Below are 23,500 nucleotides of genomic sequence, written 5' to 3'. Positions count from 1 at the left end.
CGCCGCGGCAGGCAGGCGGGCGGCTACTCGACCGTGACAGATTTCGCGAGGTTGCGCGGCTTGTCCACATCAAGGCCCCGAGCAATGGCGACCTGGGCCGCGAAGACCTGCAACGGGACGACCGCGAGCAGCGGCTGCCAGAGCGTGGACACGGCGGGCACGGTAAAAAGGTGGTCGGCGTGCGGCGCCGCCGCGTCGTCGCCCTCTTCCGCGATGACGATGGTCCGCGCCCCGCGCGCCTGGACCTCCTGGATGTTGCTGAGCACTTTCGCGTGCAGCATGGACTTGACCGGCGGTGCGACGACCACGATCGGCACGCCCTCTTCGACCAGGGCGATCGGCCCGTGTTTGAGCTCGCCAGCGGCGAAGCCTTCCGCGTGCATGTACGCGAGCTCTTTGAGCTTCAACGCCCCTTCGAGCGCCACCGGGTACCCCATGTGGCGGCCGAGGAACAGGATCGTCGAGGCCCCGGAGAGCTGTGTGGCGAGTTCGCGCACCGGCTCCATCTGGCCCAGCACATGGCGCAAAAGGTCCGGGATGGCTTCGAGTTCGGCGATCTCGCGGGCGACCTCGTCGGGGTATTTGGTGCCCCTCGCCCCCGCCAGGGCGAGGCCGACGAGGTAGTTCGCGACGACCTGGGTGATGAAGCCCTTGGTGGACGCGACGGCGATCTCGGGGCCGGCGTGCGTGTACAGCACCCCGTCCGCTTCACGGGGGATTTGCGCGCCATTGGTGTTGCAGATGGCGAGGACTTTCGCGCCTTGTTCTTTGGCGTGCCGGACCGCTTCGAGGGTGTCGAGGGTTTCCCCGGACTGCGAGATGGCGAGCACCAGGGTGGAGCTGTCCAACACCGGGTCTCGGTAGCGGAATTCGCTCGCGAGCTCCACCTCCACCGGCAGCCGGGTCCAGTGCTCGATGGCGTATTTGGCGATGAGCCCCGAAAGGTGCGCGGAGCCGCAGGCGACGACGAAGATCTTGTCCACGTCCCGCAGGTCCTGGTCGGTGAAGCGCTGCTCGTCGAGCACAACCCGCCCCCCGTCGAAGTGGCCGAGGAGGGTGTCGGCGATGGCCTGGGGCTGTTCGGCGATCTCTTTGAGCATGAAATGCTCGTAGCCGCTTTTCTCCGCCGCCGCGAGGTCCCAGTCGATGTGGAACGGCTTGCCGGTGCGCTGTTCGCCGCCGAAGGACCAGATCTGGTAGCCGTCGCAGGTGATGGCCACGACTTCGTCCTGGCCGAGCTCGACCGCCTCGCGGGTGTGCTCGATGAAAGCCGCGACATCCGAGGCGAGGAACATCTCGCCCTGGCCGACGCCGAGGATGAGCGGGGTGGAGCGCCGTGCGGCGACAATCGTCCCCGGATGCTCGGCGTGGGCGAACACCAGGGTGAAGGCCCCGTGCAGGCGCTGCACGACCGAGCGGACGCTCGCGACGAAGTCGCCCTTTGTCGGGCCGTCGGCCACCGCGCGCGCGACGAGGTGGACGGCGACCTCGCTGTCGGTGTCGCTGGCGAATTCCACACCCTCCGCTTCCAGCTCCATGCGCAGACGCAGATGGTTCTCAATGATCCCGTTGTGCACGACCGCGACCTGGCCGGCGGGGTCGAGGTGCGGGTGGGCGTTGCGGTCGGTGGGGCGACCGTGCGTCGCCCACCGGGTGTGGCCCATCCCGAGCTGGCCGGGGACCTGCGGCATGGCGGCGAGCACGCGTTCCAGGTTCGCGATGCGACCGGCTTTCTTCGCCGTGGCGAGGGTGCGGTCGTCGGCGACCACGGCGACCCCCGCGCTGTCGTAGCCCCGGTATTCCATCCTGCGTAATGCTTCCATCAGGACTGGACTCGCTTGCCGGTGCCCGACGTAGCCGATGATGCCGCACATGCCGTCTAGGTTAGGTGAATCCGAGGCAAATCCCTAACGACGTGCGGGCCGCGCGGGAGACACGGTCTTAGAGCACACCGCACATGCGTCCCAGCCCGGACGCCAGCAGCACCACCACGCCGAGCGCGGCGACGGGCCAAAACCACACGCGCTTTCGCCGCCGGGCCATGGCCACGACCGCGCCGAGGATCGACCAGGGCAGCGCCACGAGCAGCGCGCCGCACACGAAGTACCACGCCAGCGAGGCCCAGCCGTCCACGTCTTGGCCGTTGGCGGCCCCGATGATGACGAGGACGACGTCGATGGTCCCGATCACCAAGCCGAAAACACCGACGGCCGTGCTGGCGATGAGCAAGAGCGCCCAGAGCGTCCAGGTGATGCTCTTCTCGGCCTTGCTCATCCGCGCTAGGATACGTCCATGGCGAAAAATCCGAAACCGCTGCTTGCCCGCTTGGCCCGCACCGGGCCGAACCGAGTGGCGCGCGGCGATCTCGGAGCCGCCGGGCTGCCTGGGCTTGTGTTCTCCCCGGTGAGCGGCTCGAATCTGCCCGCCATCGTGTTCGCGCATGGTTGGATGGCGCATCCCAAGCGTTACCATCGCACCTTGCGCCATCTTGCTTCGTGGGGTTTCATCGTGGCTGCGCCGAGCGCGCACCGCGGCCTGTTCGCCAGCGACAAGGATTTCGCGGCTGACCTGAGCCGGGCCGTGGAGATTGTCCGCGCCGCCAGCATCGGCGCGAACCAGGCGCGGGCGCAGCGGGTCGGGCTCGTCGGGCATGGCCTCGGGGCTTCGGCCTCAGTGCTCGCCGCGGCGAAAGACCCCAGCGTGGCGGCCGTCGCGGCACTGTGGCCGAGCAAGACCACAGCAGCGACGGTCCAGGCCGCCGAGGACGTGGCCGCTGCCGGTTTGATCCTCACCACCGTCGGGGAGGAGCTTTCGCTCACCTCGAACGCGACCGAACTCGCGCTCGCCTGGGGCGCTGTCGCGGCGCTGCGCGCCATTCCCGACTTCGCGCCGGAGGACTTGCCGGAACGGCGCGGCCCTCGGGGCTGGTTCGAACTCGACCTCGGCGCGGGGCGGAGCGTGGCGCACGCGCAGCTCACCGGCTGGTTGCTCGCCACATTGGCCAAGGACAAGACCTACGCGGCGTTCGCCGACCCCGACGCGTCCTTACCGGGGGCCGCGCCCCTGGACGCGAGCGCCGTCGAACGCAATCCGGTCAACGCGTTCCGCGCGCTCCTGAGCTGACGCTCCTCCAGCTAATCCTGCGCAGACCAGCCGATCCGGCGGGTGCTGTCGTCCCAGCCCCGGCCTTTGCGCGCGTCCGGTTGCGCTGCCCGCCGCTGCTCGGCTTGTCTCACCTGGCCCGCCTGCCGCTGCGGCGCAGCGGCGCGGTCCTCGCCAGCACGTCGGAGACGGGCGGCGAATTCGCGTTGCCACCGCAGCTCCATGTGCTGGTTGCGAATCAGGATGTTGCGCAACTCGGCGGGCGCCCCAGCTGGAATGGGCTCGACGAAAGGTTTTGCCTGTTGCGGGGCTGTTGGTCCGCCGACGTCCCGCGTGCTCGAATCCCAGCCCCGGTCCGCTGAGCGCGAGGAAACAGGCCCGGTCGCGCTGAGGCTCTGCCGGACTCCGCGCGCCGACGCCTCTGCGCTTTTGCGCAGGTAGGCGAAACCTTGGGTTGTGTCGTGTTGCAGCTGCTGGATCTGTTTCTGGTTCTCTCGTTGCAGGTGGTACAGCTGTTCTGCGGCGTCCATGGCGATATCTCAGAAACTCGGGATTGTGCTGGGCTGGGCCGAGACCGGCGTGGTCGCCGGAACGGCGTCTGCCCGCCGCTCGGCGGCGTCTTCCTTCGGGGCGGGCGCCTGGAGCTGGTTCGCCGCAATCTCGAACTCGCCGTGGCCGACTTGGGCAGGCCCGGCGGCAGACATCGGCTCGGCGTGCTGGCGCGCCGCGGCCGCCGGGCACGCGTCGCCGGCAGGCTGCGCGAACGCAGCGTCGTTCTCGGGCGTGGCCGTCGGGCTGTGCGCGGACAGTGAAGCCGCATCGTCACCGGCCTCCTCCGCGCTGTCCAAGTCGGCTTCTGCGTCGAGACCGGAGCCGGAAGCGCCCTGTGCGTCGGGATCCACGTCAAAAGACTCCGCGTCAACGTCATCCTCTGCTTCGTCCGCTGCGACGGACTCGTCCGCCGAGGCTTCGGTCGCGTTCTTCGCGTCGTCGCCGTCGAGCTTCGAGAAGTCTGTGCCGCTGAGCGCAGTGCCGACCGCCCCGACCCCGGAACCGAGCGCGCCTGCGAGGCCCGTGACGATTTGACCGGCCGCGTCCGCGATGCTGCCGATCGCCGAACCCACAGCGCTGCCGATATCGCCGAGAAAGCCAAGGTCAGGAGCGCTGGCGCTCTCCTCGGACGCCGTGTCGTCCCCTGCTGGGCCCGCAGCGTGCGCCGCCTCGTCGCCCTCGACGGAGTCGTCCGGGCCGACGCCCTTGCCGGAAGGGCCGGATGAGCCAGGAGCATCAGCGCCCCCGGAACCCTGAGCGCCGCCGGAAGCTCCGGGAGAACCGCTGGGTCCGCCGCCCGACCAGCCGCCCGCTGCGGGGAGGGACTGCGCGGCCGCAACGGTTGCTGGGGGTTCGGGCTTCTTCTCGTCGTGGTCGCCCAGGCAACCGCAGTCCGGCTCGTCGGCGACCGGGAACTCGGGCGCCAGGTACGGGTCCGTGTTCACGCCCCGCAGCGCGCTGGCGACAAGCTCCGTCGCCGCAGCCCCTTGCTGCTGCGCCATGTCGAGCAGCCGCCGCAGCTGCGCCGCCGCGTACTCGGTCGGGGTGGCCACTTGGTTCTGCAGCTGCTGGCGCATCGCGTCGACGACGTCCCGCGCGTTCGGCGCGGCAGGCCGCTGCCCCATCACGTCCTGCACCTGCCGCACCGCCTGGAGGACAGCGTCGGTGGTCCGGTATTGGCCGAGGCTGGCCAGCAGGTTGTCGAGGATGAGCTGGGCCTGTGTCCGCAAGCTGTCCAGCAGCTGGACGAGAGCGCCGTGGTACACGCCCAGCGCTCGGGAGGACTGCCCGACCTTGGCCAGATCGGCGTCGGCGCGGGCCGAGGCCGCCTGATAGTTCTCGCACGCGGCGCGGCCCGCCGTGTCCGCCCAGGCTCCGGCCAAGCGGTCGGCGGCCGAGCCCGCGTCGGCGCGAAGCTCTTCCAGGCCCGTCCTCGCGTTGTCCAGAAGCTCGGCGGCCCGAGCGATCTTTTGCACGCCCAGCGGACCCCACTGTTCGTACCGGCGCCGAAGGTCGGTTCCCGAGGCATGGGCCTGGCACTGGACTCCGATCGAGCGCAGCGCGTCCGCTGCGGCGACGACCTGGTCGATCGCTTGGAACCCAAGGGCCAAAGCGCCGTCCTGGATCAGGTCGTGCCCGGTCTTCGCAGCAGTCGTCATGATGTTTCCCCTTCCCCGTGGTCGTTCAGTTGTTGTGGCCGAGGAAAGCAGCCCCAGCCTGACCGCTCGCGCTGTCCCCGGCGGCGAACGCGCGGGCGTTGCGCTCGTCGGTCTTCTCGTACGTCGCGGCGGCCGCGATCAGCGCCTGGCCGAATGCGGCGAGGTAGTCGTGGTACTGGTTCATCGACTCCGCGAGCTGGCCGAAACCGGAGGACATGCCGTGCGCCTGCGGGGCCACCGGAGTGTCGCTCAGCGCGCAAGCCAGCAATTCTGCCGCGGCGGCGACATCGGCCCCGATCTGCCCGACCCGGTTGCCGTCCCCCTGGACCGCCGCGCCGATGCGACGCACCTCCGCTGCTTGCATGTCCGCCACAGCTCTCGCCCCTCTCCTTGTCTTGTTCTGCCATATCGTGGTTCTGCTCTGTTGGACGTTTCGGGGAGCGCTTTGGTTCCCTCGAATATTTTTCCGCCCCGGGGCGCGCTCGGAAGCCGAGCGGGACGCGAGAGGCGGAGACGGCAGAACGCAGACCCGAGAACAAGGAGGGACCGGGGGCGAAGGAACGGTCGCCGGGCTCGGCGCACACTACTTCAGATTGGTGGCGCGGACCAGTCCAGCCACTTGTTCGGCCACCTCGTGCGCGCTCAGCGCCGATTCGGCCTCGACCATGACACGGACCAGCTGCTCGGTGCCGGACGGCCGCAGCAGCACACGCCCTTTGCCGCCGAGGCGTTCCTGCGCGGACGCGACCGCGTCGAGCACGGACAGATCGCTGGCGGCGGCGAGTTTGTCGACCACCGGCACATTGACCAGGACTTGCGGATACACCTGCACGACAGAAGCGAGCTCGGAAAGGCTCTTGCCGCTCTCCACAATGCGGGAGATCAGACGAAGGCCGGTGACCATGCCGTCGCCGGTTTCCCCCAGCTCAGGAATGACGACGTGGCCGGACTGCTCGCCGCCGATGGAGTAGCCGCCCTCGCGGAGCGCGTCGGTCACATGCCGGTCGCCGACCTGGGTGACCTCAAGCTCGACGCCCGCCGCGCGCATCGCGATGTGCAAACCGAGGTTGCTCATCACGGTCACCACGAGCTTGTTATGGCGCAGCTGGCCGCGCTCATGCAGGCCGAGCGCCAGAACAGCCATGATGGCGTCCCCGTCCACCACGTCGCCGTCCTCGGCGACGGCGAGGCAGCGGTCCCCGTCCCCGTCATGGGCGAGGCCTAGGTCCGCGCCTTCTTCCAACACCGCCGCGCGCAGGCCGTCGAGGTGCGTGGAACCGCAGCGGTCGTTGATGTTGAGCCCGTCCGGTTCGGCGTTGAGCGTGATGACCTCGGCGCCCGTGGCCTCGTACACCTGGGCCGCCAAACGCGAAGTCGCGCCATTGGCGCAGTCCACGACCACACGCAACTGCCCGGCTTTCGGGGTGATCGGCGCGAAACGGGACACATAGCGCGCCGCGCCTTCGGGGAAATCGACGAGGTCTCCGACGCCCGCGCCGGTGGGCCGCTCCCCTTCGCCCCATCCCCAGCTCGCCTTGCCGCCCTTGCTGACGCGCGAGACATCGGCGGCGAGCAGGTTTTCGGTCTCCGCGTCGAGCTTGCCGCCGCCAGGCCCGAAGAACTTGAGCCCGTTGTCCGGCATGGGGTTGTGCGACGCGGAGACCACCACGCCGAGATCGGCTCCGAGATCTTTGACCAGCCAGGACACCGCGGGAGTTGGCAGCACGCCCGCCCGGAGCACGCGCACGCCGGAGCTTGCCAGCCCAGCGCACACGCATGCTTCGAGCATCGCGCCGGAGATGCGGGGGTCGCGGCCGACCACGGCGAGACCGGATTCGCCGCGCAACCTCGAGCCAGCTAAAGATCCGAGTGTCAACGCCAACTCGGGCGTCAGCTCGGTGTTCGCGACACCACGAACACCGTCGGTGCCGAACAGTGCTGTCATAAGAAGACGGCGAAGCTCAACGCTTCGAGTACTGCGGGGCTTTCCGGGCTTTCTTGAGGCCGTATTTCTTGCGTTCGGTCGCACGAGCGTCGCGGGTCAGGAAGCCCGCGACCTTCAGGGCGGGACGGTCCTCCGGGCTTGCCTCGATCAGCGCCCTGGACAGGGCGAGGCGCAACGCGCCGGCCTGGCCGGAGATGCCCCCGCCGTGCAGCGTGGCACGCACATCGACCGAGCCCTCGCGGTCCGCGTGGACCAGCGGGGACTTCACCAACTGCTGGTGGACCCGGTTCGGGAAGTAATTCTCAAGGCTGCGGCCGTTCAAGGTGAACTTGCCGGTGCCGAGGGAGAGGCGCAGGCGCACAACGGCTTCCTTGCGCCGGCCGACCGTGATGATCTCTTCGGTGAATTCGCGCAGCGGGGCCTTCTCCCGCGCGGGGGCGCTGCCCGCGCCCTGCGTTTCGTCTTCGGCCGATTCGATGGCGTCGAGCGCCGCGTTTTCGTCGTCGGTCAGGTAGTCCTCGGTCACTGTCTCTTGCTCCTCGCTCACTGCACGGCCTTGGTTCTCGTCCGCGCTCACTGCGAAACCTGGGTGATGGCGTACGGCACGGGCTGCTGGGCCTGGTGCGGGTGCTCCGGGCCTGCGTACACCTTGAGTTTGCGCTCCACGGCGCGGCCCAGCTTGTTGCGCGGGATCATGCCCTTGACGGCCTTCTCCACCACGCGGCGAGGATCGCTGTCGAGCAGCTGCCCGATGCTGCGGGTCTTGAGGCCGCCGGGGTGGCCGGAGTGGCGGTGCACCAGCTTGTCAGCGCGCTTGTTGCCGGTCAGGGCGACTTTCCCGGCATTCACGATGACGACGAAGTCGCCGTTGTCGAGGTGCGGGGCGTACGTCGGCTTGTGCTTGCCGCGCAGCAGGGTCGCCGCAGTCACCGCCAACCGGCCGAGCACGACGTCGGTCGCGTCGATGACATGCCACTGATGGTTCAGGTCGGCAGCCTTCGGGCTGTATGTGGTGTGTGTAATCGTGGGCAAGGGGGAACACCTCGGGTCTCAAACGGTCGTATATGTCTCTTCGGCAGAGCCCCCCGCCGCTGGATCAGCCGAAAATAGACTGTTCGAGGGCGCACGAGGTCCGCAACACCGATCAATTATCGTACCGGCTCGGAGCCGACCCGGTCAAATCCGCACTTGCGGCCGCCGCGCGCAGCCGGGCGGAGCGAACATCGCGCCCGCCCGGCTCGCCGGTCATTCGCCCTCGGAAACCTTTTCCGCGGCTTTTTTCGCGACGTCTTGGACCTTGTCCACTTTGTCGGCGTACTTGCCCTGCGTCTGCTTGTCGATCAGGTCGCCCGCCTTGTCAATGGCCTGCTCGACCTTCGCGGGGTCTTTTTTGATGAAACTCTTCACCTTTTCAAGAAATCCAGGCATAGCGCTTCCCTCTCTGCATGTCTTGTGACCATGTCGTGTCGCCCCGGCCCGAAACCTGCCGGGGCACTCCATGAGCATACCCGCAGAAGGATTGAGCAGAATGGTCTGCGTGTCACCTCCCTTGAGCCCAGAGCGTCCTTTCGGCACAGAGCGCGTTTGGGCGGTCATCGTCACCCACCGCCGCGCCAGCACGCTGCGCCGCTCCCTGGCCGCCCTGCAGGCCCAGACCGCGCCGCTGGCCGGGTTGGTGGTCGTCGACAACGCGGCGGAGCAGGAAGTCGCCGAACTCGTCGCGGAGCTGTGGCCCACCGCGCGCTACATCGGCTCGAAGCGCAACCTCGGCGGCGCGGGCGGGTTCGCGCTCGGGATTCTGACCGTCCTGGCCGAAGGGGCGGACTGGGTGTGGCTCGCCGACGACGACGGGCGCCCAGAAAGCCCCGAAACCCTCGGCGCGCTCCTGAGCTGCGCGCGCCGTCACGGGCTCGCCGAAGTCTCCCCCGCGGTGGTGGACGAGGCCGACCCGGACCGGCTGGCGTTCCCCCTCCGCCGCGGGCTGCGCTGGCGAAGGCGCAGGTCCGAGCTCGGGGACGAGGAGCTGCTGCCGGGCATTGCCTCCTTGTTCAACGGCGCATTGTTCCGAACCGACGCGCTGTTCGCCGTCGGCGTGCCCGACCTGCGCCTTTTCTTGCGGGGCGACGAGGTCGAAGTCCACCGGCGGCTCGTCCAGAGCGGCCTGCGGTTCGGAACCTGTCTGCACGCCGCGTACCTGCATCCGCAGGGTTCGGACGAGTTCCTGCCGATCCTGGGCGGCGCGATGCACGCGCAATACCCGTCCGACGAGGTGAAACGCTTCTACACCTATCGCAACCGGGGGTATTTGCAGGCCCAACGGGGCATGCGGAAACTCGTGGCGCAGGAATGGGCGAGATTCGGCTGGTTCTTCCTCGTCACCCGGCGCGACCTCGGCGGTTTTCGAGAATGGGCGCGGCTGCGCCGAATCGGCCGCCAGGAGCGTTTCGGAGATCGCGAGCCCCAACGGCACCAGCGCGCGAGCCCGGCGGCTCCGGTCGACTAAAGTCAGCAGACGTGCACGCCAACCTCAGCGCCCCCGCGTACAGCGAATGGACGAAGTGGCTTGCCAAATTCGGCGTGCAGAACTTCGGCGACTGGATGCTCACCCGCGGCGTCCGGATCGTCATGGCCATGATCGCCGCGGTCCTGCTCGCGCGCTTCTTGCGGTGGGCGGCGGGGATTTTCGGCCGAGGCGGCCTGTTCTCGCAGAAGCACTCCGGCGTGCGCAGCGAGGGATCGCGCCAACGCGAGACCCTCGCCGCGACGATCGCCTGGGCGCTCACCGTCCTGGTGTACTTCGTCGCGGGGCTGCGGATCGCCAAACTGCTCGAATTCGACCTCACCGGGCTCACCGTCCCCGCGACCGCGGCGGGCGCGGGGCTCGGCTTCGGCGCGCAGCGCATCGTGCAAGACCTGCTCTCCGGGTTCTTCATCATCGCCGAGAAGCAGTACCGCATCGGCGACTTGGTGCAGCTGTCCGTCCTGGGCACGACCTACGACCCCGTCGGCACCGTGGAGGAGGTGACCCTGCGCGTGACCAAGCTCCGATCCTCCGAGGGACAGCTGTTCACCGTCCCCAACGGCCAAATCGTGAAATCGACCAATATGTCGAAGGACTGGTCGCAGGCGGTGGTGGACATCCCCGTGCCGAACTCGACGGACATCGGGCTCGTGCGCGAGAAGCTGGTCGAGATCTGCGCGGCGGCCAAAGAAGACCCGAACCTGGCCACGCTGTTGCGCGGCGAGCCCGTGTACACGGGGGTGGAGAGCATCGAACTCGACCGGACCAGCATGCGCATCGTCGCGAACTCCGTGCCCGGCCAACAGTTCGTCCTCAGCCGGAGGCTGCGGGCACGAATCCTCAGCGACCTGCGCAAAGAAGGCATCGCGACCATGGCGAGCCCAGGCCCGGCGCAGCCTGAGGACGCGTCGAAGAAAACCGTCCGCCCGCCCCGGCCCGAAGAAGACACCGCGCCGCAGGAGCGTGTGCGATGAGCGAGCAGAAAGACGCCACACGCAAACGGCCCTTCGTGGAGGAGTCACCAAGTTGGCGATTCCCGAAAATCACCGCCCAAACACCGAAGGAAGAGCCGAAACGGCGGGTGCCCGCGACCCTTTTCGGCGGCAGGCTGCGCACCTCGACCTTCGCGCTGCTCCTGTTGTACGTGATTCTCGACGTGTCGAAAAAACCGATTCCGACCGCGCAGAGCCCCGCGCAACCGTGGGCCCCGCCGACGAACGCCGTGTTCGGCTCGGACGGCAACTGGACGGTTCCGGCGCAGGTGCCGACCAGCCAGCAATACCAATACCGCCCGACGCAGCCCACGAGCACCCGGCGCCCGGAAACAACCGAGACCTCCACCCCCACGACGTCGCCCACGCCGTCCGGCTCGGAAAGCACCTCCGGTTCGCCGAACTCCTCGGACAGCCCGGACGGTCCTGAGCCCCGTCATTCGCGCCCGCGCGGCCAAGACGATTCCAGCACGTCCACGGCGCCCTCGGCCACAGGGTCCGCCACCACCCCCGCCGACTCGCGCCCGAGCGGCTCCGCCGAGCCGAGGCCGAACCAAACCCGCTCCCGCACAGCCTCGGGCGAGGAGGGCCACAGCTCGGGATCAAGCTCCGCCCGGCCGTGAGGCTTGGCCCGGCGCGTCCGGCAGACGCGCGGGCGCGCGGAAGATGACCATGCGCTGCACGAGGAAGTTCATCACCGTGACCGTGCCCTGGGCCAGGACCCACGCGCCCGACTCGGCGAGGAACTTCGAGACCTCCCAGGACCGCGCCAGCGCCAAGGCGCCGGCGAAGATGCCGGCCCGCAACAGGAACGCCGCCGTGTAGAGGAGGGCCACCTGCGCAAACCGTTTCGCGCTGGGCTCCGCCTGGAACGTCCAGCGCCGGTTTATCAGGTACGCCACAGTTGTGCCCACGACGAATCCGACGATGTTCGCGGCGTTCGGCGCGGCCCCGAGCTGGGAGAGCGCCATGACCAGACCATAATCCACGACAGCGGAGAAAACGCCTGTCACCAGGAATCGAAGGGCTTGGGTCCGCAGTCCTGCGGTGGAGTCGTCCGGCACGGCCCTTGACTTTAACGCACACCGTTCGGGAGCGGAGCGCACGAGATGGCGAATCCTCTCAGCTTTTCTTTACACGGCAGCACTAGAGTGACCTGTATGACCGCTGTGAACTTTACTCCCACCGCAGATCTCGTGGACCAGATCGGCGAGCAGGTCCGAAGCTGCGACACGCAATTCCGCCAATACGGCGGCCGCCGCCAGTTCGCGGGGCCGGTGCGCACGATCCGCGCCTTCCAAGACAACGCGCTCATCAAATCCACCCTCTCGACGCCGGGCAACGGCGCGGTGCTGGTGGTGGACGGCTCCGCCAGCGTGCACACCGCGCTGGTCGGCGACGTCATCGCCAAGCTGGCGGAGGACAACGGCTGGGCGGGCCTGGTCCTGAATGGAGCAGTGCGCGACGTGGCGGCGTTGGCGGGGCTCGACCTCGGCGTCAAGGCGCTGGGCTCGAACCCCCGCAAGAGCGGCAAGACCGGCGCGGGCGAGCTGGACGTGCCCGTGGAGTTCGGCGGGGTCGTGTTCCGCCCCGGCGACCTCCTGCACAGCGACGAGGACGGCATCGTGCTCACAGAGCGCTGAGCGGCACAGGGAGCGAATCAGCGATGACAGCAGGGGCAGTCGAGGAGAAAAAAACAGGCGCCAGGGGCGAGCTGCGTCCGCCTCGGCCGGCCGCGGGCGACAAGCGCAGACGCAAAGGCCCTTTGCATCTGGTGCCGCACCGGTCCGGGATGGCCATCGCCGCGTTCTCGGTGCTCTCGTTCCTCTTCAGCGTCTCCCCACACCTGCGTCGTTGGGCGGAAACCCCCCGCGTCTACCTGGACACGTATTTTTTCGCCGTCCCCGACACCAGCTTCGCCTGGGCGTTCGTGCTGGGCATCCTCGCCGCCGCGCTCGCCGAGCGCAAACGCCTGGCCTGGCTGACCCTGCTCGTGACCCTCGTCGTCTTCTCGTGGTACAACGTCGTCCAACTGCTGGACGGGGAACGGCTCTGGCCGATCATCGGGCTGGCAACGCACTGCGCGGCCGTCGCGCTGCTCCTGGCCGCGCACGGGGAATTCAGCACGAAGGTCCGCCGCGTCGCGCCGCTGCGCGCCCTGGTCGCCCTGTTCATCGGCCTCCTCGTCGCGACCGGGCTCGGCTGGGCGCTGGTCGAGGCGTTCCCGCACACGGTGCCCCCGGACGAGCGCCTGGCCTACACCCTCAACCGGGTCGTCATCTTCACCGCGTTCGAGAGACACGACTTCAGCGGCTACTCCTACGGCTTCGTCAACACCCTGCTCGGGCTGTTCGGCGCGTTCGCGCTCATCGCCGCGATCATCGTTCTGTTCCGCTCCCAACGGCTCGCCAGCACGCTGACTGTCGAGGAGGAACGCTCCATCCGGAGCTTGCTGTCCTTGTACGGCGAGGACGACTCGCTCGGCTACTTCGCGACGCGGCGGGACAAGTCGGCGGTCTTCGCCCCCAACGGCAAAGCTGCCCTCACCTACCGGGTGGAGGTCGGCGTGTGCCTCGCCTCGGGCGACCCGATCGGCGAGGAGCGCTCTTGGCAGGGCGCCATCGGAGCCTGGCTCGCGACCTGCGAGAGCTACGGCTGGACGCCCGCTGTCATGGGGGCGAGCGAACGCGGCGCCATCGCGTATCGCGAGGCCGGCCTTTCCGCGCTCCAGCTCGGCGACGAGGCGATTCTGAACCCGCGCAGCTTCAGCCTCGACGGCCCCGCCCGCAAAGTGGCCCGCCAAGCGGTCACCAGGGTCCGCCGCGCCGGGATCACTGTGCGCGTGCGCCGTCACAGCCAACTGTCCGAAGAGGAGCTGGCCGCCACGGTGCGCAGAGCGGACCAGTGGCGCATCGGCGCGGAACGCGGCTTTTCCATGGCGCTGGGCAGGCTCGGCGACGGCACAGACGGGGACTGCATGCTCGTGGAGGCGCTCGGCCCGGACGGCGACGTGGTGGGGCTGCTCTCCTTGGTCCCGTGGGGCCGTTCGGGAGTCTCGCTCGACGTGATGCGACGGGACCCGAAATCCCCCAACGGCGTGATGGACCTGATGATCTGCGAGCTCGCCCTGCATGCCAAACAGCTCGGTGTCTCGAAGATCTCGCTGAATTTCGCCGTCTTCCGCAACGCCTTCGAAGAAGGCTCCCGACTCGGCGCGGGCCCGATGATCCGCTGGTGGCGCGGCGTGCTCCTGTTCTTCTCACGTTGGACGCAGCTGGAGGCGATGTACCGCTTCAACCACCGGTTCGGGCCGGAATGGGTTCCGCGCTACGTGTGCTTCGAAGAGGCGCGCGTGGTGCCCCGGGTCGCCATGGCTTCGGGGATCGCCGAGGGCTTTTTGGTCGTGCCGAAGTTCGGCGGCAAATCCGAGCCGAGGGGGCAGCACCCGGTCCCGCCCGAAGCCCTCCTCGCGGCCACCGCGCTGCCCGAGGAGGACAAGCAGGACCACCCGCGCCTGCCGCAGCAGGTGCGGGTGCGGATCGGGAAACTCGAACGGCTCAAAGAACAAGGCGTGAACCCGTACCCCGAGTGCGAGCCGCCGACTTCCACCGTCCGCGACGCCTTGGCGGCGGGCCGCTCCCGCTCCGGGCGGCAGGTGCGGGTGTCCGGTCGGGTGCTGCGCGAGCGCGACCATGGCGGCGTGGTGTTCGTCGACCTCTCCGACAGCTCCGGCGCCGCGCAAGTGGTCCTTGAGGAGCGCGAGCTGCCCGACGGCAAGCTCAACGCGTTCCGCAAAGAGATCGACCTCGGGGATCTGATCAGCGTGGAGGCGGCGCCCGGTGTTTCCAGGACCGGCACCGCGTCCCTCATGGCGCGGGATTGGCGGCTCAACGCCAAATGCCTGCGCCCGTTGCCGGACAAACGCCGGGGCCTCACGGACCCGGAGGCAAAAGTGCGCCTGCGGCATGTGGAGCTGATGACGAACCCGCAGGCGCGGGACGCGCTCGCCAAGCGCGGCGCGGTGCTGCGCACACTGCGCGAGCAGCTGTGGGGCGAGGGGTTCCTGGAAGTCGAGACGCCGGTCCTGCAACGAGTCCACGGCGGCGCCAACGCGGAACCGTTCCGCACCCACATCAACGCGTACGATCTGCCCCTGTACCTGCGCATCGCGCCGGAGCTGTACCTCAAACGCCTGCTCGTCGGCGGCATGGAGCGAGTCTTCGAGATCGGCAGAGTCTTCCGGAACGAGGGCGTGGACGCGACCCACAACCCCGAATTCACCCTGTTGGAGGCGTACCAGGCGCATTCGGACTACCGAGGCATGCGGGACTTGACCGAGCAGATGCTGCGCGCCAGCGCGCAGGCCGTCGGCCACGCGGGCCTGCTCGCCGCCCCAGGGCCGTGGCCGATGATCCCGATGCTCACCGCGGTCTCGCAGGCGCTCGGGGACGAGGTGGACGAGCACACCCCGGCGGCGAAGTTGCGCCAGCACCTTGTCGAGCGGGGGTTCGAATGCCGCCCCGACTGGGACAGCGGGCAGCTGCTCCTGGAGCTGTACGAACGCCTGGTCGAGCATACGACGACCACGCCGACCTTCTACAGCGACTTCCCGCTGTCGGTTTCCCCGCTGACCAAACAGCACCCGGACCGCCCTGGGGTCACGCAACGGTGGGATCTGGTGGTCGGCGGCATGGAGCTCGCGACCGCCTACAGCGAACTCAACGACCCCGTCGAACAGCGCCGCCGCCTCCAGGCCCAGTCCGAAGCGGCCGCGAGCGGCGATCCGGAGGCGATGGAACTCGACGAAGACTTCCTCGCGGCGCTGGAGCACGCCATGCCGCCAAGCGGCGGGCTCGGCGTCGGCGTCGACCGTGTCGTGATGCTGCTGACCGGGCGCACTATCCGTGAGACTTTGGCGTTCCCGCTCGTCAAACCGAAATAACCAGCTCAAGCCGCACGAGGCGGCCGAGCCGCCTCACATCTGAACGACGACTGTCCGAGCCGCCTTGTCCGCGAACGTTTGCCGGTTTTCGTCCCACAGCGGCCAGAGGTAGCCGGTGAAAAGAGGGAGGGCGTCGAGCAGATGGGCTGTTTGGCGCGCGAAACAGCGGCCTTTGCCGACCGGCTCGCCGGAGCTGGCGCCGACCAACCTGATCTTCATCGTCTCTTTCCCGACCGTTTGCCCGGTTCGGCCCTGCTGCACGACCACGTTCCAGATCCACACGACCATGAGCCCGAGCATCAAGAGCGCGGAGGCGACAGCCGCGCCTCCCGACGTGCCGGCGTACAGCCCCGACGACGCCATGTGCGCCTTGACCATTTCGTCCAGCACGACGAACGGCAGCAAAATCAAGAAATCGATGAGGCAGGCCCCCGCCCGCTGGCCCCAGGTCGCGATCTGCGGGCGCGGCCCGGCTGGCGAACTGCTCGTCCTAGGCTTCCCCGCCATATTTTCTTCTTGCGCATACATCCTTCCCCCGCCTTTCTTGAACCAACCGAGAGCGTCTGTTATGACATTGTTTTCTGGACTGTAGTACACCGCCCAACGACACCGAACGCAGGGTAACGAAAAGGACACAATTTGGTCGCGCCCCCCTGTGAACAGACTGAGCGCCCGGCGGCACCGCCTGGCTTTTCCCGTGCTCTGCGGCCAATCCGCCCCACAGGCTCGGGCAAAGCCCCCCGGGATGGCGCCGGTCCGCGGCGGCAAGCCCGCGCCTGCGGAAGCGGAGAAAACGAGTACTCTGTTTCTTAGACAAACCACAGAATTTTGAACCCCACGCTCGGCGCGCGGCGCTCGGCGGGCCCGCAGGAGAAAGCATGCCCTGGACGTTGACAACCTTTCTCGCCAAGAGAAAAGCCCCACTGTGCGGCACTCTGCCAGCGCGGGCCCCGTGGCCACCGGAGGAGACGGAGCGCCTGGCGAGCGGGACCGAGCGAGCACAACTGCTGGAGCGGCGCCAGGGCGGACGGGACGGGCTCGCATGACAAAGCCATGTGTCGCACGTCACTGATAATGGTCCGGCTCCTCGGGAACCCCAGCGCCCTCCCCCGCGTCTAAGCCCTCAAGCAGGTTTCCAGCAAGGCTTGGCCCCTCTGGCCAAGATCACACGAAGGGGCAGGAGCGCGATGGCGGACAACGGGGTTCTGACGGTCAACGCCGAGGAGCTGAACAGCTACGCGGGCGCGATCCGAGGTGAAACCCCTGCCGCGCAGGCCCTCTCGCAGAATGCCGCCGAAGCCTTGTCCTCGAATGGGGCCGCCCTCGGCGGGAACGCGGCGAAAGCAGCCGCCGCGTTGGCCGAAGCCTGGGCGGCGGCGGACGAGGCCTACCTGCGGCGCCTGGAAAGCACGGCGGAACAGATCGAGGCAAGCGCCGCCCTCTACGCGGGCAACGACGACAGCGCCGCGCACGCCGTGCGTCTCAACGAACAGGACGGGGACCGCTGATGGCGTTGACGTGGAAGGACATTCTCGCAGACATCTCCGGGCCAGGCAACGCCCTCGTGCAAGCCATACGGCGGCGGGGTGAGGGCTTCCCGGAAATCGGCGCGCACATCCGAGGGCACGAGTCCTTGCTCGCCGGTTGGGCCGGAGCCGCCCGCACGAGCGCGGACGCCGTGTTCGCGCAGAACCACGCGTACACGGGGGCAGCGGGAAGCGCGGCGGCGCAACTGGCTTCGGCCCTCGGCCGGGTCGTGGACGAACGCGCGGAGCTTCTGCGCCTGGCCTCGAACATCGTCGAAGACGGCGCGCAGCTGCGTTTCACGTTCTCCGACACCGGCGAGATCAACGATTTCTACGGCGCGAGCGGCCTGTGGAGCGAGCTGCCCGACGACGAGCAGGCCCAATATCTCGCGCTCCGCGAGGAGCTGCCCAGACGGGTCGCCGACGTGATCGCCCAAGGCAACGCGCTCGACGACGAAGCGGCCACCGCCCTGACGAGCGCGGGCGGCCTCGCCGCCCCCTCGGCGCTGGGCTCGGGCGAAGGCGAAGCCCAGAGCCAGGGTGACGGCCTCGCCTTCACCCGCGACCAGGGCATGGTGGTCTTCCAAACCGGCGACGGCGACGACACGGTCTCGGTCCAGCAGGCTTCCGGGGGACGACTGGTCGTCACCGTGAACGGCAGGTCCCAGACCCTCAGCGCCCAAGATTCGCAGGACGTGCTCATCCAGACCCAAGGCGGCAACGACCGCGTCTCGGTGGACCCGCACGTCGCGGTCCGGGTCCGCTTCCAGCTCGGCGACGGCGCCGACGTGATCGACGACCAAGCCGTGGGCGGCTCCTACATCGACGCCGGCAAAGGCGACGACACGGTCACGCTCGGCCAAGGCCACAACACCGTCTACCTCGGCTCCGGCAACAACACGGTGACCGGCAGCAAAGGCGCCGACTACATCAACGGCGGCTCCGGCAACAACAAGATCAACGCGGGCTCCGGCAACAGCGTCCTCTACGGCGGCACCGGTCAGAACACCATCAACGCCGGCGCCGGCCGCAACACCATCTACACCGGCACGGGCGAAGCCACCATCAACAACCAGGGCGGCCAGGACACTATCTACGCCCAGGCGGGCGCCCACGTCAACGCGGGCTTCGGGACCAATCGCACCGTCACCATCCAGCCGCTGGAGATCCCCGACACCATCACCGTCCAGGGCTCGCCCGAGTTCCAGCGCAGGATGCAGGACGACCTCGAACTGCTCGCCGCCTCCCCCGACGGACAGCACATGCTCCGCGCGCTCGGCAGCAGCGGGCACAACCTGCTCATCGACGACGGCCACCTGCTCAACGACGGCAAGGTGCTGTACAACAACGGCTACACCGCCCCCGCTGTCGGCGACCAGCCGACGAACAGCTCTGATTTCTTCTACGACATGGAACGTCACCGCCCTGGGCCGGGCACCGACGCCATCATCAGCATCGACACCACGCTCACGAACCTCGGAGCCCTCGCACAAGGGCCGAAACCGGACTACCACGAGCTCAACCCGGCGGTGGTGCTGTACCACGAGATGGCGCACGCGTACGACGACACGCACGGCTCCATGATGCCCGGCGAGTACGGCCCGAGCGGCACGGACCCGATCGACTCGCAGAACATCGGCGGCTGGAACCCGCAGTATCTGGCAAACGCGGAGCACGAGGCCGTCGGCCTGCCGCTGGACTGGGACGGCGACCCGAAAACCCCCGAGGTCGCAGTCCCGGATTCGGTGCATCCGCATGACCTCACCGAGAACGCGCTGCGCGACGAGATGGGCATCCCCGACCGCGAGCACTACCTCGGCTGACCACGCCCGCCAGACAACCCCAACCCCCAGGCAACTGAGGCAAGCTCGAATTTTGCGATCAGCATGACTTGATCGCAAAACCAGAGAGCAGCGCCGCAAACGCCAGCCTGGGCGGGCGCAGAAAGCCCTGGCGCGCCGGATGCTTTTCCTGTTCACACCGCCACGACCAACACCCGTGAGTCAGGAAGAAAAAGCGCATGTCGATTTCTGCCCGTGCCGTCGCCGCCCGTTGCGCCGCCGCCGCTGCCCTCGCCTCAGCCGCCCTCATCGCCTCGCCACCGGCGAACGCCGAGGGGCTGAACGGGCTGTTCTCCATCGCTCCGGGCTCCTGCGTGGGCTCCCCGCAGGGCTCGTACTTCCGCATGATCCTCCCCGCGGGCGGCGAGGACGGACCCTTCCTGGGCAACAGCGACTCGCCGTGCGGCGACAACACAGTCACACCGCTCGCCCCTGGCACTGACGGCGGACTCATCACCGGCAAATACCAGCCGCAGCCCGCCGCCCCGTTCGCCAGGAACGGAGACGCCACCGCGGGCACGGTGACCCGCCCGGTGCGGTTCTACGGCGTGCTGTTCGCGACCTCCACGAACCAGACCGACCCGCAGACCAAAGAGCAGACGGCGCTGCCGGTCATCAACCGGGACGGCAACACCCTCAGCGGCGACCTGTCCGCGTTCGCCGTGACCTGGAACAACCAGGTGTTCAACCAAGGAGCCCCAAAACCAGGCGGCGATCTGCCCGGCCACACGACGCCGGTGAAAGGCGTCATCGACACCAACGGCAACTACACGCTCACCTGGACCAGCCAGATCGTCAGCGGCCCCTTCGACGGGTTCACGGGGCTCTGGCACTTGCAGGGACACTTCGGCGGGAGCCGATGAATCCAACGCCGCGGCGGGAGCCGATGAATCCAACGCCGCGGCGGGAGCCGGTGAGCCAATGCCGCAGCCGACGGGCTCGGAGCCTGGGCCGGGGAGAGCACTCGCACAAGGAGCGCAGTCCCCTTGGTTGAACTGCCCAAGCATGGTCCTGAACTGTCAAAGCACGAGGAAACCGCCAAGAAGCCCGACCGCGGGCGCGCACGCGCCGCATGGCTGGGCGAGTACTGGCTTTGGGGGGTGCTCGTGCTCCTCGGCGCGGCCTTCATGCTCGCCCCGATCCGGCTCGGCATGTACAGCGAGTCGGCCGAAGGCCAGCGCATGGTCGAGCGGTTCACCCCCGTGCTCACCGACCAACGCCTGCATCAGCTCGAAAACCACCTCGCGGTGATCGAGGCGGCGCGGGCGGAGACCGCCGAGCGGCGTCTGCCGCACGATGACCTCTCCCACAGCAACACCATCAGTTTCGTCGCGCAGTTCCCCGAGACCGAAGCCCGTTTCTCCAGCTGGATCGCGACCATGCGCGCCGACGAGGGGGCCTTTGGGCAACTGCGCTCCCTCCCGCCGTTCGGCCTCTTCCCGTTCGTGTTCGGCTTCGCAGGATTGGCGCTGGTCGTCATCGGCATGACTGGCCTGTTCAGCGCCTCGGCGCGCACGCGCACGGCGCTGCGATCCGCCGCAGCCCTGGTGGGAGTCCTCCTCGTGCTCTTCCCGGTCACCGCAGGGGTGTTCGCCCACTCGTCCGCAGGCACGAAACTGTTGCGCGATTTCCGCCCGATCCTCACCGAGGAGAATGTTCGGTGGGCGCAAAGCGAATTCGTGGTGATCGGCCCTTCTTCCGCGGAACTGCTCAACGACCTGCACACACACCCCGGCGCGAACCTTCCCGCGACGAAGGCGTTCGTGGACCAGTGGGCGACGATCAGCGCCGATTTCGCGAACGTGATCGAGGAGTTCGCCGACAACCTCGGCCACTTCCAGGCGCTCGAACGGCTCAACGAGACCACCAAGCCGCTGGGCTTGGACGCCTTTGACGAGTTCGGCTGGTTCTACCTCGTCCCAGGGCTGGCGTTGGTGCTCGTGGTCGGAGCCGACGTGCTTCTCAGCAGGAATCGCAACAACGCGCAGGAGCAGGTATGAATCTCACAGCACACGCGGTCCGGGCTCTCACCGCCTTGTCCCTCGCCCTTGGCGTGTGCGGATGCGGCAACTCGCAACCGCAACAGCCCGACCGCGGCGGCGTCGAGCTCGTCGGGCTCTTCCGCTTCGACCCAGCCGCCTATCTCGGCCCGGACAAAGCTCCCACGGGGACCTGGTTCCAGATGCTCACCCCGGCGGGCGGGGTGATGTCGAACGCCAACCCGGGATCTCCCGTCTGGCAGGTCAACGGGAAACCAGTGCCCGGCGCGTACACCTCTCTCGCCCCTGGCGTCGGCGGCGGCTTGCGCGCAGGTGGCTATCAGAGCCTGCCGGACCCGGCGTTCGCGGGAACGCCGACCGACCCGAAGGCGGGCGACTCGCTGGCGGACTCGGTGACGCAGCCGACCCCGTTCTTCCTCGTCAAGTTCTCGATCTCCACCAATGCGACCGATCCGCAGACCCAGCGCCCCGTCGGCCCGCCGAAGGTTTTGCTGCGGACGGACGGGACCCTTGCCGCTGACCTGTCCAGCTGGGCCGCGACCTGGAACGGCCAATACTTCAACCAGGGCGCGCCGAAACCACGACCGGCGAAAGACGCGCAGGTCCAAGGCGCGGCGCAGGTCAAACAGGTATGGGACTGGGCTGCGCAGAAGTTCCTCGACGCCCCAGTCGCCGATAACATCCCGCAGGGCGATTGGGCGACTGGTTCCTATGACCCCGCGACACGCCATTACAGCCTGCAATGGCGCAGTTTGATCGTCGGCGGCCCGTTCGACAAGTTCACCGGGCTCTGGCATCTCGAAGGGGTGTTCGAGCCCTCTACGGGGCCTGTGCCCCACGGGCCTTCTTCGTGAGCGGGGGACGAATGAGCAAGAGGAGGAACATGCAGACCAAGAATCCGATCGGCAGCCCTCGTCGGCAGGGCGGGCGAGAGCGTTCGTTGTTCGCCGCCGCGCGAGCGTTCGGCGCGGTCCTCGTGTGCGCGCAGGCCGCGGTCAGCTCGCTCCCGCCGCAGGCCGGGCCCGCGCTGGCAGTGGCCGCTGGTCGGGCGGCCGCGCCCATGCCGTCTGACGCCCGCCGCGACGCAATGCCGGGGCTGGCCCTGCTCGCCGCGGCGCAGGCCAAGCACGCGCGCCCCACAGAGGAGCGCCCCGCTGATGAACACAGAACGGGCGCGCGCGGCGCCCAGGAAAACAGCGCCGAAGCGGGGCGCCGGGCCCCGCGAGCGCAAGCGCGACCCGCGAGCGGCACAACGACATTGTCGCTGCGAGAGCCTGCGGATTCGGAGGAGAACGACGACGCGCTGCCGTCCGACTTGAGCCGAGGGGCGGGCTACGACCAAGTCACCGAACTCGCGTTGCAGGACCCGGCCACCGCTGAAGCCCTGCACACCATGGCGCGGTTCGAGCGCGACCCGGCGAACTCGGCGGCGGTCGGCCCCGACAACGGCGACCCCGACAACGACGACCCTGACAGCGGCGGCGAACCGCCGGCCAATCCTGCGCTCGCAGGCGTGCTCAGCCTCAACAACGGGCCGATCTTGTATCAGCCGCCGTGCCCATTCGGCTGGCCGCCGCCGGACCGCTACGGCGGGCTCGCGGACATCATCGAACTCGCGCCGATGGCTGGCGACTTCGTCTCGGAGGCCTTCGCTCCCGCAGCGGCGTGGCAGCCGATGGCGCAGCTCTTCGGCCCGCTCATCGCGATCATCCAGCCGACGATCAAACCGAACAAGTACTGGATCGATCCGACGATCATCAATGTCCAGAACCCGATCAACGCGATCCACTACCTTTTCTTCGGCTGGTACGACGTGTGGCACCGGCAGAAGTTCCTCCAAGAAGAGGTGGAGTGGGCCAACGAGGTCGCCCCCTGGCTGCAACAGGTGTACCAGACCCCGCAGGCCGCGTGCTGGGTGGCCTTCTTGGGCATGTTCGAGCGCCTCGTCGAGACCGGCAACCCGTGGCCGCGAGGATGGTACGTCGAGGACCACGCCACAACATGGGACGTCGACAAGATCGGCCCCTACGAGCCCGCGTCGCCCGGTTCGCGGCCACGGGTGTTGGAGCAGCTCGACCATCAGCTCGCGATCGAGGACGGCGACGCCCCGCCCGAGCGGGCTCCTGCGCCCGCCGCGCCTGCGCCCGCCGCGCCTGCGCCCAGCGCGCCGCAACAGCCTCGTGCGCAGGAGCCGCCGCGCAATGTCCCGTCTGGGCCCCAGGAGCAGACTCCCCCACCGGAGCCGTTCCCCAGCATCGAAGCCGGGGAACACATTCGCTGAGCTGCGCTTCTCGTGGCGTGGTGGTGGTCAGGCGAAGGTCTCTTCGCCTGACCACCACCACGCCACGAGTCGTTTATCCACAGGCTTGTCCACACTTGTGGGCAAATCCCACGTCTGTAATTCCGCGTGATTTCGCAGCG

23 protein-coding genes are annotated in these 23,500 nt (G+C 68.4%); 12 read left to right on the top strand and 11 right to left on the bottom strand.

Annotated features, from left to right (window positions below):
* Nucleotides 1–23 precede the first annotated feature (23 nt).
* Both glmS and SROT_RS01765 read right to left on the bottom strand, forming a co-directional pair.
* Complete coding sequence (glmS, locus tag SROT_RS01770; RefSeq protein ID WP_013137294.1) at nt 24–1,874, bottom strand: glutamine--fructose-6-phosphate transaminase (isomerizing); 1,851 nt, start codon at nt 1,872–1,874, stop codon at nt 24–26.
* Between the two features lie 67 nt (nt 1,875–1,941).
* Nucleotides 1,942–2,274 (bottom strand): hypothetical protein, encoded by a 333-nt coding sequence (locus SROT_RS01765; protein WP_013137293.1) that lies wholly within the window; start codon nt 2,272–2,274, stop codon nt 1,942–1,944.
* A gap of 18 nt (nt 2,275–2,292) precedes the next feature.
* Between SROT_RS01765 and SROT_RS01760 the strand changes: the two genes are divergently transcribed.
* Nucleotides 2,293–3,123 (top strand): dienelactone hydrolase family protein, encoded by an 831-nt coding sequence (locus SROT_RS01760; RefSeq protein ID WP_013137292.1) that lies wholly within the window; start codon nt 2,293–2,295, stop codon nt 3,121–3,123.
* 11 nt (nt 3,124–3,134) lie between these two features.
* Here the strand turns inward: SROT_RS01760 and SROT_RS01755 are convergent, their stop codons facing one another.
* The 7 genes from SROT_RS01755 to SROT_RS01725 form a co-directional block, all read right to left on the bottom strand.
* On the bottom strand, nt 3,135–3,632 hold the full coding sequence (locus SROT_RS01755) for a hypothetical protein (protein WP_013137291.1): 498 nt from the start codon (nt 3,630–3,632) through the stop codon (nt 3,135–3,137).
* 9 nt (nt 3,633–3,641) lie between these two features.
* On the bottom strand, nt 3,642–5,312 hold the full coding sequence (locus tag SROT_RS01750) for a hypothetical protein (RefSeq protein ID WP_013137290.1): 1,671 nt from the start codon (nt 5,310–5,312) through the stop codon (nt 3,642–3,644).
* Between the two features lie 25 nt (nt 5,313–5,337).
* Entirely contained in the window at nt 5,338–5,676 is a 339-nt protein-coding gene (locus SROT_RS01745; protein WP_013137289.1) for a hypothetical protein, read from the bottom strand.
* A 219-nt stretch (nt 5,677–5,895) separates the two neighbouring features.
* A complete protein-coding gene (glmM, locus tag SROT_RS01740; protein ID WP_013137288.1) occupies nt 5,896–7,257 on the bottom strand; it encodes a phosphoglucosamine mutase in 1,362 nt (453 codons plus the stop codon).
* 16 nt (nt 7,258–7,273) lie between these two features.
* Nucleotides 7,274–7,834, bottom strand: coding sequence for a 30S ribosomal protein S9 (gene rpsI, locus SROT_RS01735; RefSeq protein ID WP_013137287.1), 561 nt, complete (start codon nt 7,832–7,834; stop codon nt 7,274–7,276).
* On the bottom strand, nt 7,831–8,280 hold the full coding sequence (gene rplM, locus SROT_RS01730) for a 50S ribosomal protein L13 (RefSeq protein ID WP_041407555.1): 450 nt from the start codon (nt 8,278–8,280) through the stop codon (nt 7,831–7,833). The genes rpsI and rplM overlap by 4 nt, the downstream gene beginning before the upstream one ends.
* Before the next feature lie 222 nt (nt 8,281–8,502).
* Nucleotides 8,503–8,685: an antitoxin gene (locus SROT_RS01725; RefSeq protein WP_013137285.1), complete on the bottom strand. Its 183-nt coding sequence runs from the start codon at nt 8,683–8,685 to the stop codon at nt 8,503–8,505.
* A 100-nt stretch (nt 8,686–8,785) separates the two neighbouring features.
* On the opposite strand from SROT_RS01725, the gene glfT1 reads away from it, so the two are divergent.
* The 3 genes from glfT1 to SROT_RS01710 are packed head-to-tail and all read left to right on the top strand — an operon-like array spanning nt 8,786 to nt 11,393.
* Nucleotides 8,786–9,760: a galactofuranosyltransferase GlfT1 gene (gene glfT1, locus SROT_RS01720; RefSeq protein ID WP_013137284.1), complete on the top strand. Its 975-nt coding sequence runs from the start codon at nt 8,786–8,788 to the stop codon at nt 9,758–9,760.
* 11 nt (nt 9,761–9,771) lie between these two features.
* Nucleotides 9,772–10,752 (top strand): mechanosensitive ion channel family protein, encoded by a 981-nt coding sequence (locus SROT_RS01715; RefSeq protein WP_013137283.1) that lies wholly within the window; start codon nt 9,772–9,774, stop codon nt 10,750–10,752.
* Nucleotides 10,749–11,393 (top strand): hypothetical protein, encoded by a 645-nt coding sequence (locus SROT_RS01710; protein ID WP_013137282.1) that lies wholly within the window; start codon nt 10,749–10,751, stop codon nt 11,391–11,393. Before SROT_RS01715 ends, SROT_RS01710 begins: the two co-directional genes overlap by 4 nt.
* On the opposite strand, the gene SROT_RS01705 is transcribed toward SROT_RS01710, so the two are convergent.
* The gene (locus SROT_RS01705; RefSeq protein ID WP_013137281.1) at nt 11,373–11,834 is read right to left on the bottom strand and encodes a GtrA family protein; all 462 of its coding nucleotides are present in this window, start codon (nt 11,832–11,834) and stop codon (nt 11,373–11,375) included. The two genes, SROT_RS01710 and SROT_RS01705, sit on opposite strands and share 21 nt — an antisense overlap.
* Nucleotides 11,835–11,930: 96 nt before the next feature.
* On the opposite strand from SROT_RS01705, the gene rraA reads away from it, so the two are divergent.
* Nucleotides 11,931–12,413 (top strand): ribonuclease E activity regulator RraA, encoded by a 483-nt coding sequence (gene rraA, locus SROT_RS01700; RefSeq protein ID WP_013137280.1) that lies wholly within the window; start codon nt 11,931–11,933, stop codon nt 12,411–12,413.
* Between the two features lie 23 nt (nt 12,414–12,436).
* Nucleotides 12,437–15,712: a bifunctional lysylphosphatidylglycerol synthetase/lysine--tRNA ligase LysX gene (gene lysX, locus SROT_RS01695; protein ID WP_013137279.1), complete on the top strand. Its 3,276-nt coding sequence runs from the start codon at nt 12,437–12,439 to the stop codon at nt 15,710–15,712.
* Nucleotides 15,713–15,745: 33 nt separating this feature from the next.
* On the opposite strand, the gene SROT_RS01690 is transcribed toward lysX, so the two are convergent.
* Complete coding sequence (locus SROT_RS01690; protein ID WP_245535333.1) at nt 15,746–16,219, bottom strand: RDD family protein; 474 nt, start codon at nt 16,217–16,219, stop codon at nt 15,746–15,748.
* A gap of 680 nt (nt 16,220–16,899) precedes the next feature.
* Here SROT_RS01690 and SROT_RS16940 point away from each other — a divergent pair.
* The 6 genes from SROT_RS16940 (at nt 16,900) to SROT_RS01660 (ending at nt 23,360) form a co-directional block, all read left to right on the top strand.
* On the top strand, nt 16,900–17,220 hold the full coding sequence (locus SROT_RS16940) for a hypothetical protein (protein ID WP_013137276.1): 321 nt from the start codon (nt 16,900–16,902) through the stop codon (nt 17,218–17,220).
* A complete protein-coding gene (locus SROT_RS01680) occupies nt 17,220–19,061 on the top strand; it encodes a M91 family zinc metallopeptidase (protein WP_013137275.1) in 1,842 nt (613 codons plus the stop codon). The genes SROT_RS16940 and SROT_RS01680 overlap by 1 nt, the downstream gene beginning before the upstream one ends.
* A gap of 197 nt (nt 19,062–19,258) precedes the next feature.
* Nucleotides 19,259–19,942: a hypothetical protein gene (locus tag SROT_RS01675; protein WP_013137274.1), complete on the top strand. Its 684-nt coding sequence runs from the start codon at nt 19,259–19,261 to the stop codon at nt 19,940–19,942.
* Nucleotides 19,943–20,065: 123 nt separating this feature from the next.
* A complete protein-coding gene (locus SROT_RS01670) occupies nt 20,066–21,079 on the top strand; it encodes a hypothetical protein (RefSeq protein WP_013137273.1) in 1,014 nt (337 codons plus the stop codon).
* A complete protein-coding gene (locus SROT_RS01665) occupies nt 21,076–21,933 on the top strand; it encodes a hypothetical protein (RefSeq protein ID WP_013137272.1) in 858 nt (285 codons plus the stop codon). Before SROT_RS01670 ends, SROT_RS01665 begins: the two co-directional genes overlap by 4 nt.
* 29 nt (nt 21,934–21,962) lie before the next feature.
* Nucleotides 21,963–23,360 carry a hypothetical protein gene (locus SROT_RS01660; protein ID WP_013137271.1) on the top strand — a complete coding sequence of 466 codons (1,398 nt, stop codon included), beginning with the start codon at nt 21,963–21,965 and terminating at the stop codon, nt 23,358–23,360.
* Nucleotides 23,361–23,500: the final 140 nt, after the last annotated feature.

It is taken from the genome of Segniliparus rotundus DSM 44985, from assembly GCF_000092825.1.
In the GTDB taxonomy this organism is placed as follows: Bacteria; Actinomycetota; Actinomycetes; order Mycobacteriales; family Mycobacteriaceae; genus Segniliparus; species Segniliparus rotundus.
The sequence above is the reverse complement of the archived record's forward strand: the minus strand, read 5'-3'. Positions and strand labels throughout refer to the sequence as shown.

Bases quoted from the DNA above. Each gene is read 5' to 3' on its own strand.
- SROT_RS01675 (WP_013137274.1), top strand. From the start codon at position 19,259: ATGTCGATTTCTGCCCGTGCCGTCGCCGCCCGTTGCGCCGCCGCCGCT.
- SROT_RS01665 (WP_013137272.1), top strand. From the start codon at position 21,076: ATGAATCTCACAGCACACGCGGTCCGGGCTCTCACCGCCTTGTCCCTC.
- SROT_RS01745 (WP_013137289.1), bottom strand. From the start codon at position 5,676: ATGCAAGCAGCGGAGGTGCGTCGCATCGGCGCGGCGGTCCAGGGGGAC.
- SROT_RS01690 (WP_245535333.1), bottom strand. From the start codon at position 16,219: ATGGCGGGGAAGCCTAGGACGAGCAGTTCGCCAGCCGGGCCGCGCCCG.
- SROT_RS01750 (WP_013137290.1), bottom strand. From the start codon at position 5,312: ATGACGACTGCTGCGAAGACCGGGCACGACCTGATCCAGGACGGCGCT.
- SROT_RS01660 (WP_013137271.1), top strand. From the start codon at position 21,963: ATGCAGACCAAGAATCCGATCGGCAGCCCTCGTCGGCAGGGCGGGCGA.
- SROT_RS01760 (WP_013137292.1), top strand. From the start codon at position 2,293: ATGGCGAAAAATCCGAAACCGCTGCTTGCCCGCTTGGCCCGCACCGGG.
- rraA (WP_013137280.1), top strand. From the start codon at position 11,931: ATGACCGCTGTGAACTTTACTCCCACCGCAGATCTCGTGGACCAGATC.
- glmS (WP_013137294.1), bottom strand. From the start codon at position 1,874: ATGTGCGGCATCATCGGCTACGTCGGGCACCGGCAAGCGAGTCCAGTC.
- glfT1 (WP_013137284.1), top strand. From the start codon at position 8,786: ATGGTCTGCGTGTCACCTCCCTTGAGCCCAGAGCGTCCTTTCGGCACA.
- lysX (WP_013137279.1), top strand. From the start codon at position 12,437: ATGACAGCAGGGGCAGTCGAGGAGAAAAAAACAGGCGCCAGGGGCGAG.
- SROT_RS01725 (WP_013137285.1), bottom strand. From the start codon at position 8,685: ATGCCTGGATTTCTTGAAAAGGTGAAGAGTTTCATCAAAAAAGACCCC.
- SROT_RS01710 (WP_013137282.1), top strand. From the start codon at position 10,749: ATGAGCGAGCAGAAAGACGCCACACGCAAACGGCCCTTCGTGGAGGAG.
- SROT_RS16940 (WP_013137276.1), top strand. From the start codon at position 16,900: ATGGCGGACAACGGGGTTCTGACGGTCAACGCCGAGGAGCTGAACAGC.
- SROT_RS01680 (WP_013137275.1), top strand. From the start codon at position 17,220: ATGGCGTTGACGTGGAAGGACATTCTCGCAGACATCTCCGGGCCAGGC.
- SROT_RS01755 (WP_013137291.1), bottom strand. From the start codon at position 3,632: ATGGACGCCGCAGAACAGCTGTACCACCTGCAACGAGAGAACCAGAAA.
- SROT_RS01765 (WP_013137293.1), bottom strand. From the start codon at position 2,274: ATGAGCAAGGCCGAGAAGAGCATCACCTGGACGCTCTGGGCGCTCTTG.
- glmM (WP_013137288.1), bottom strand. From the start codon at position 7,257: ATGACAGCACTGTTCGGCACCGACGGTGTTCGTGGTGTCGCGAACACC.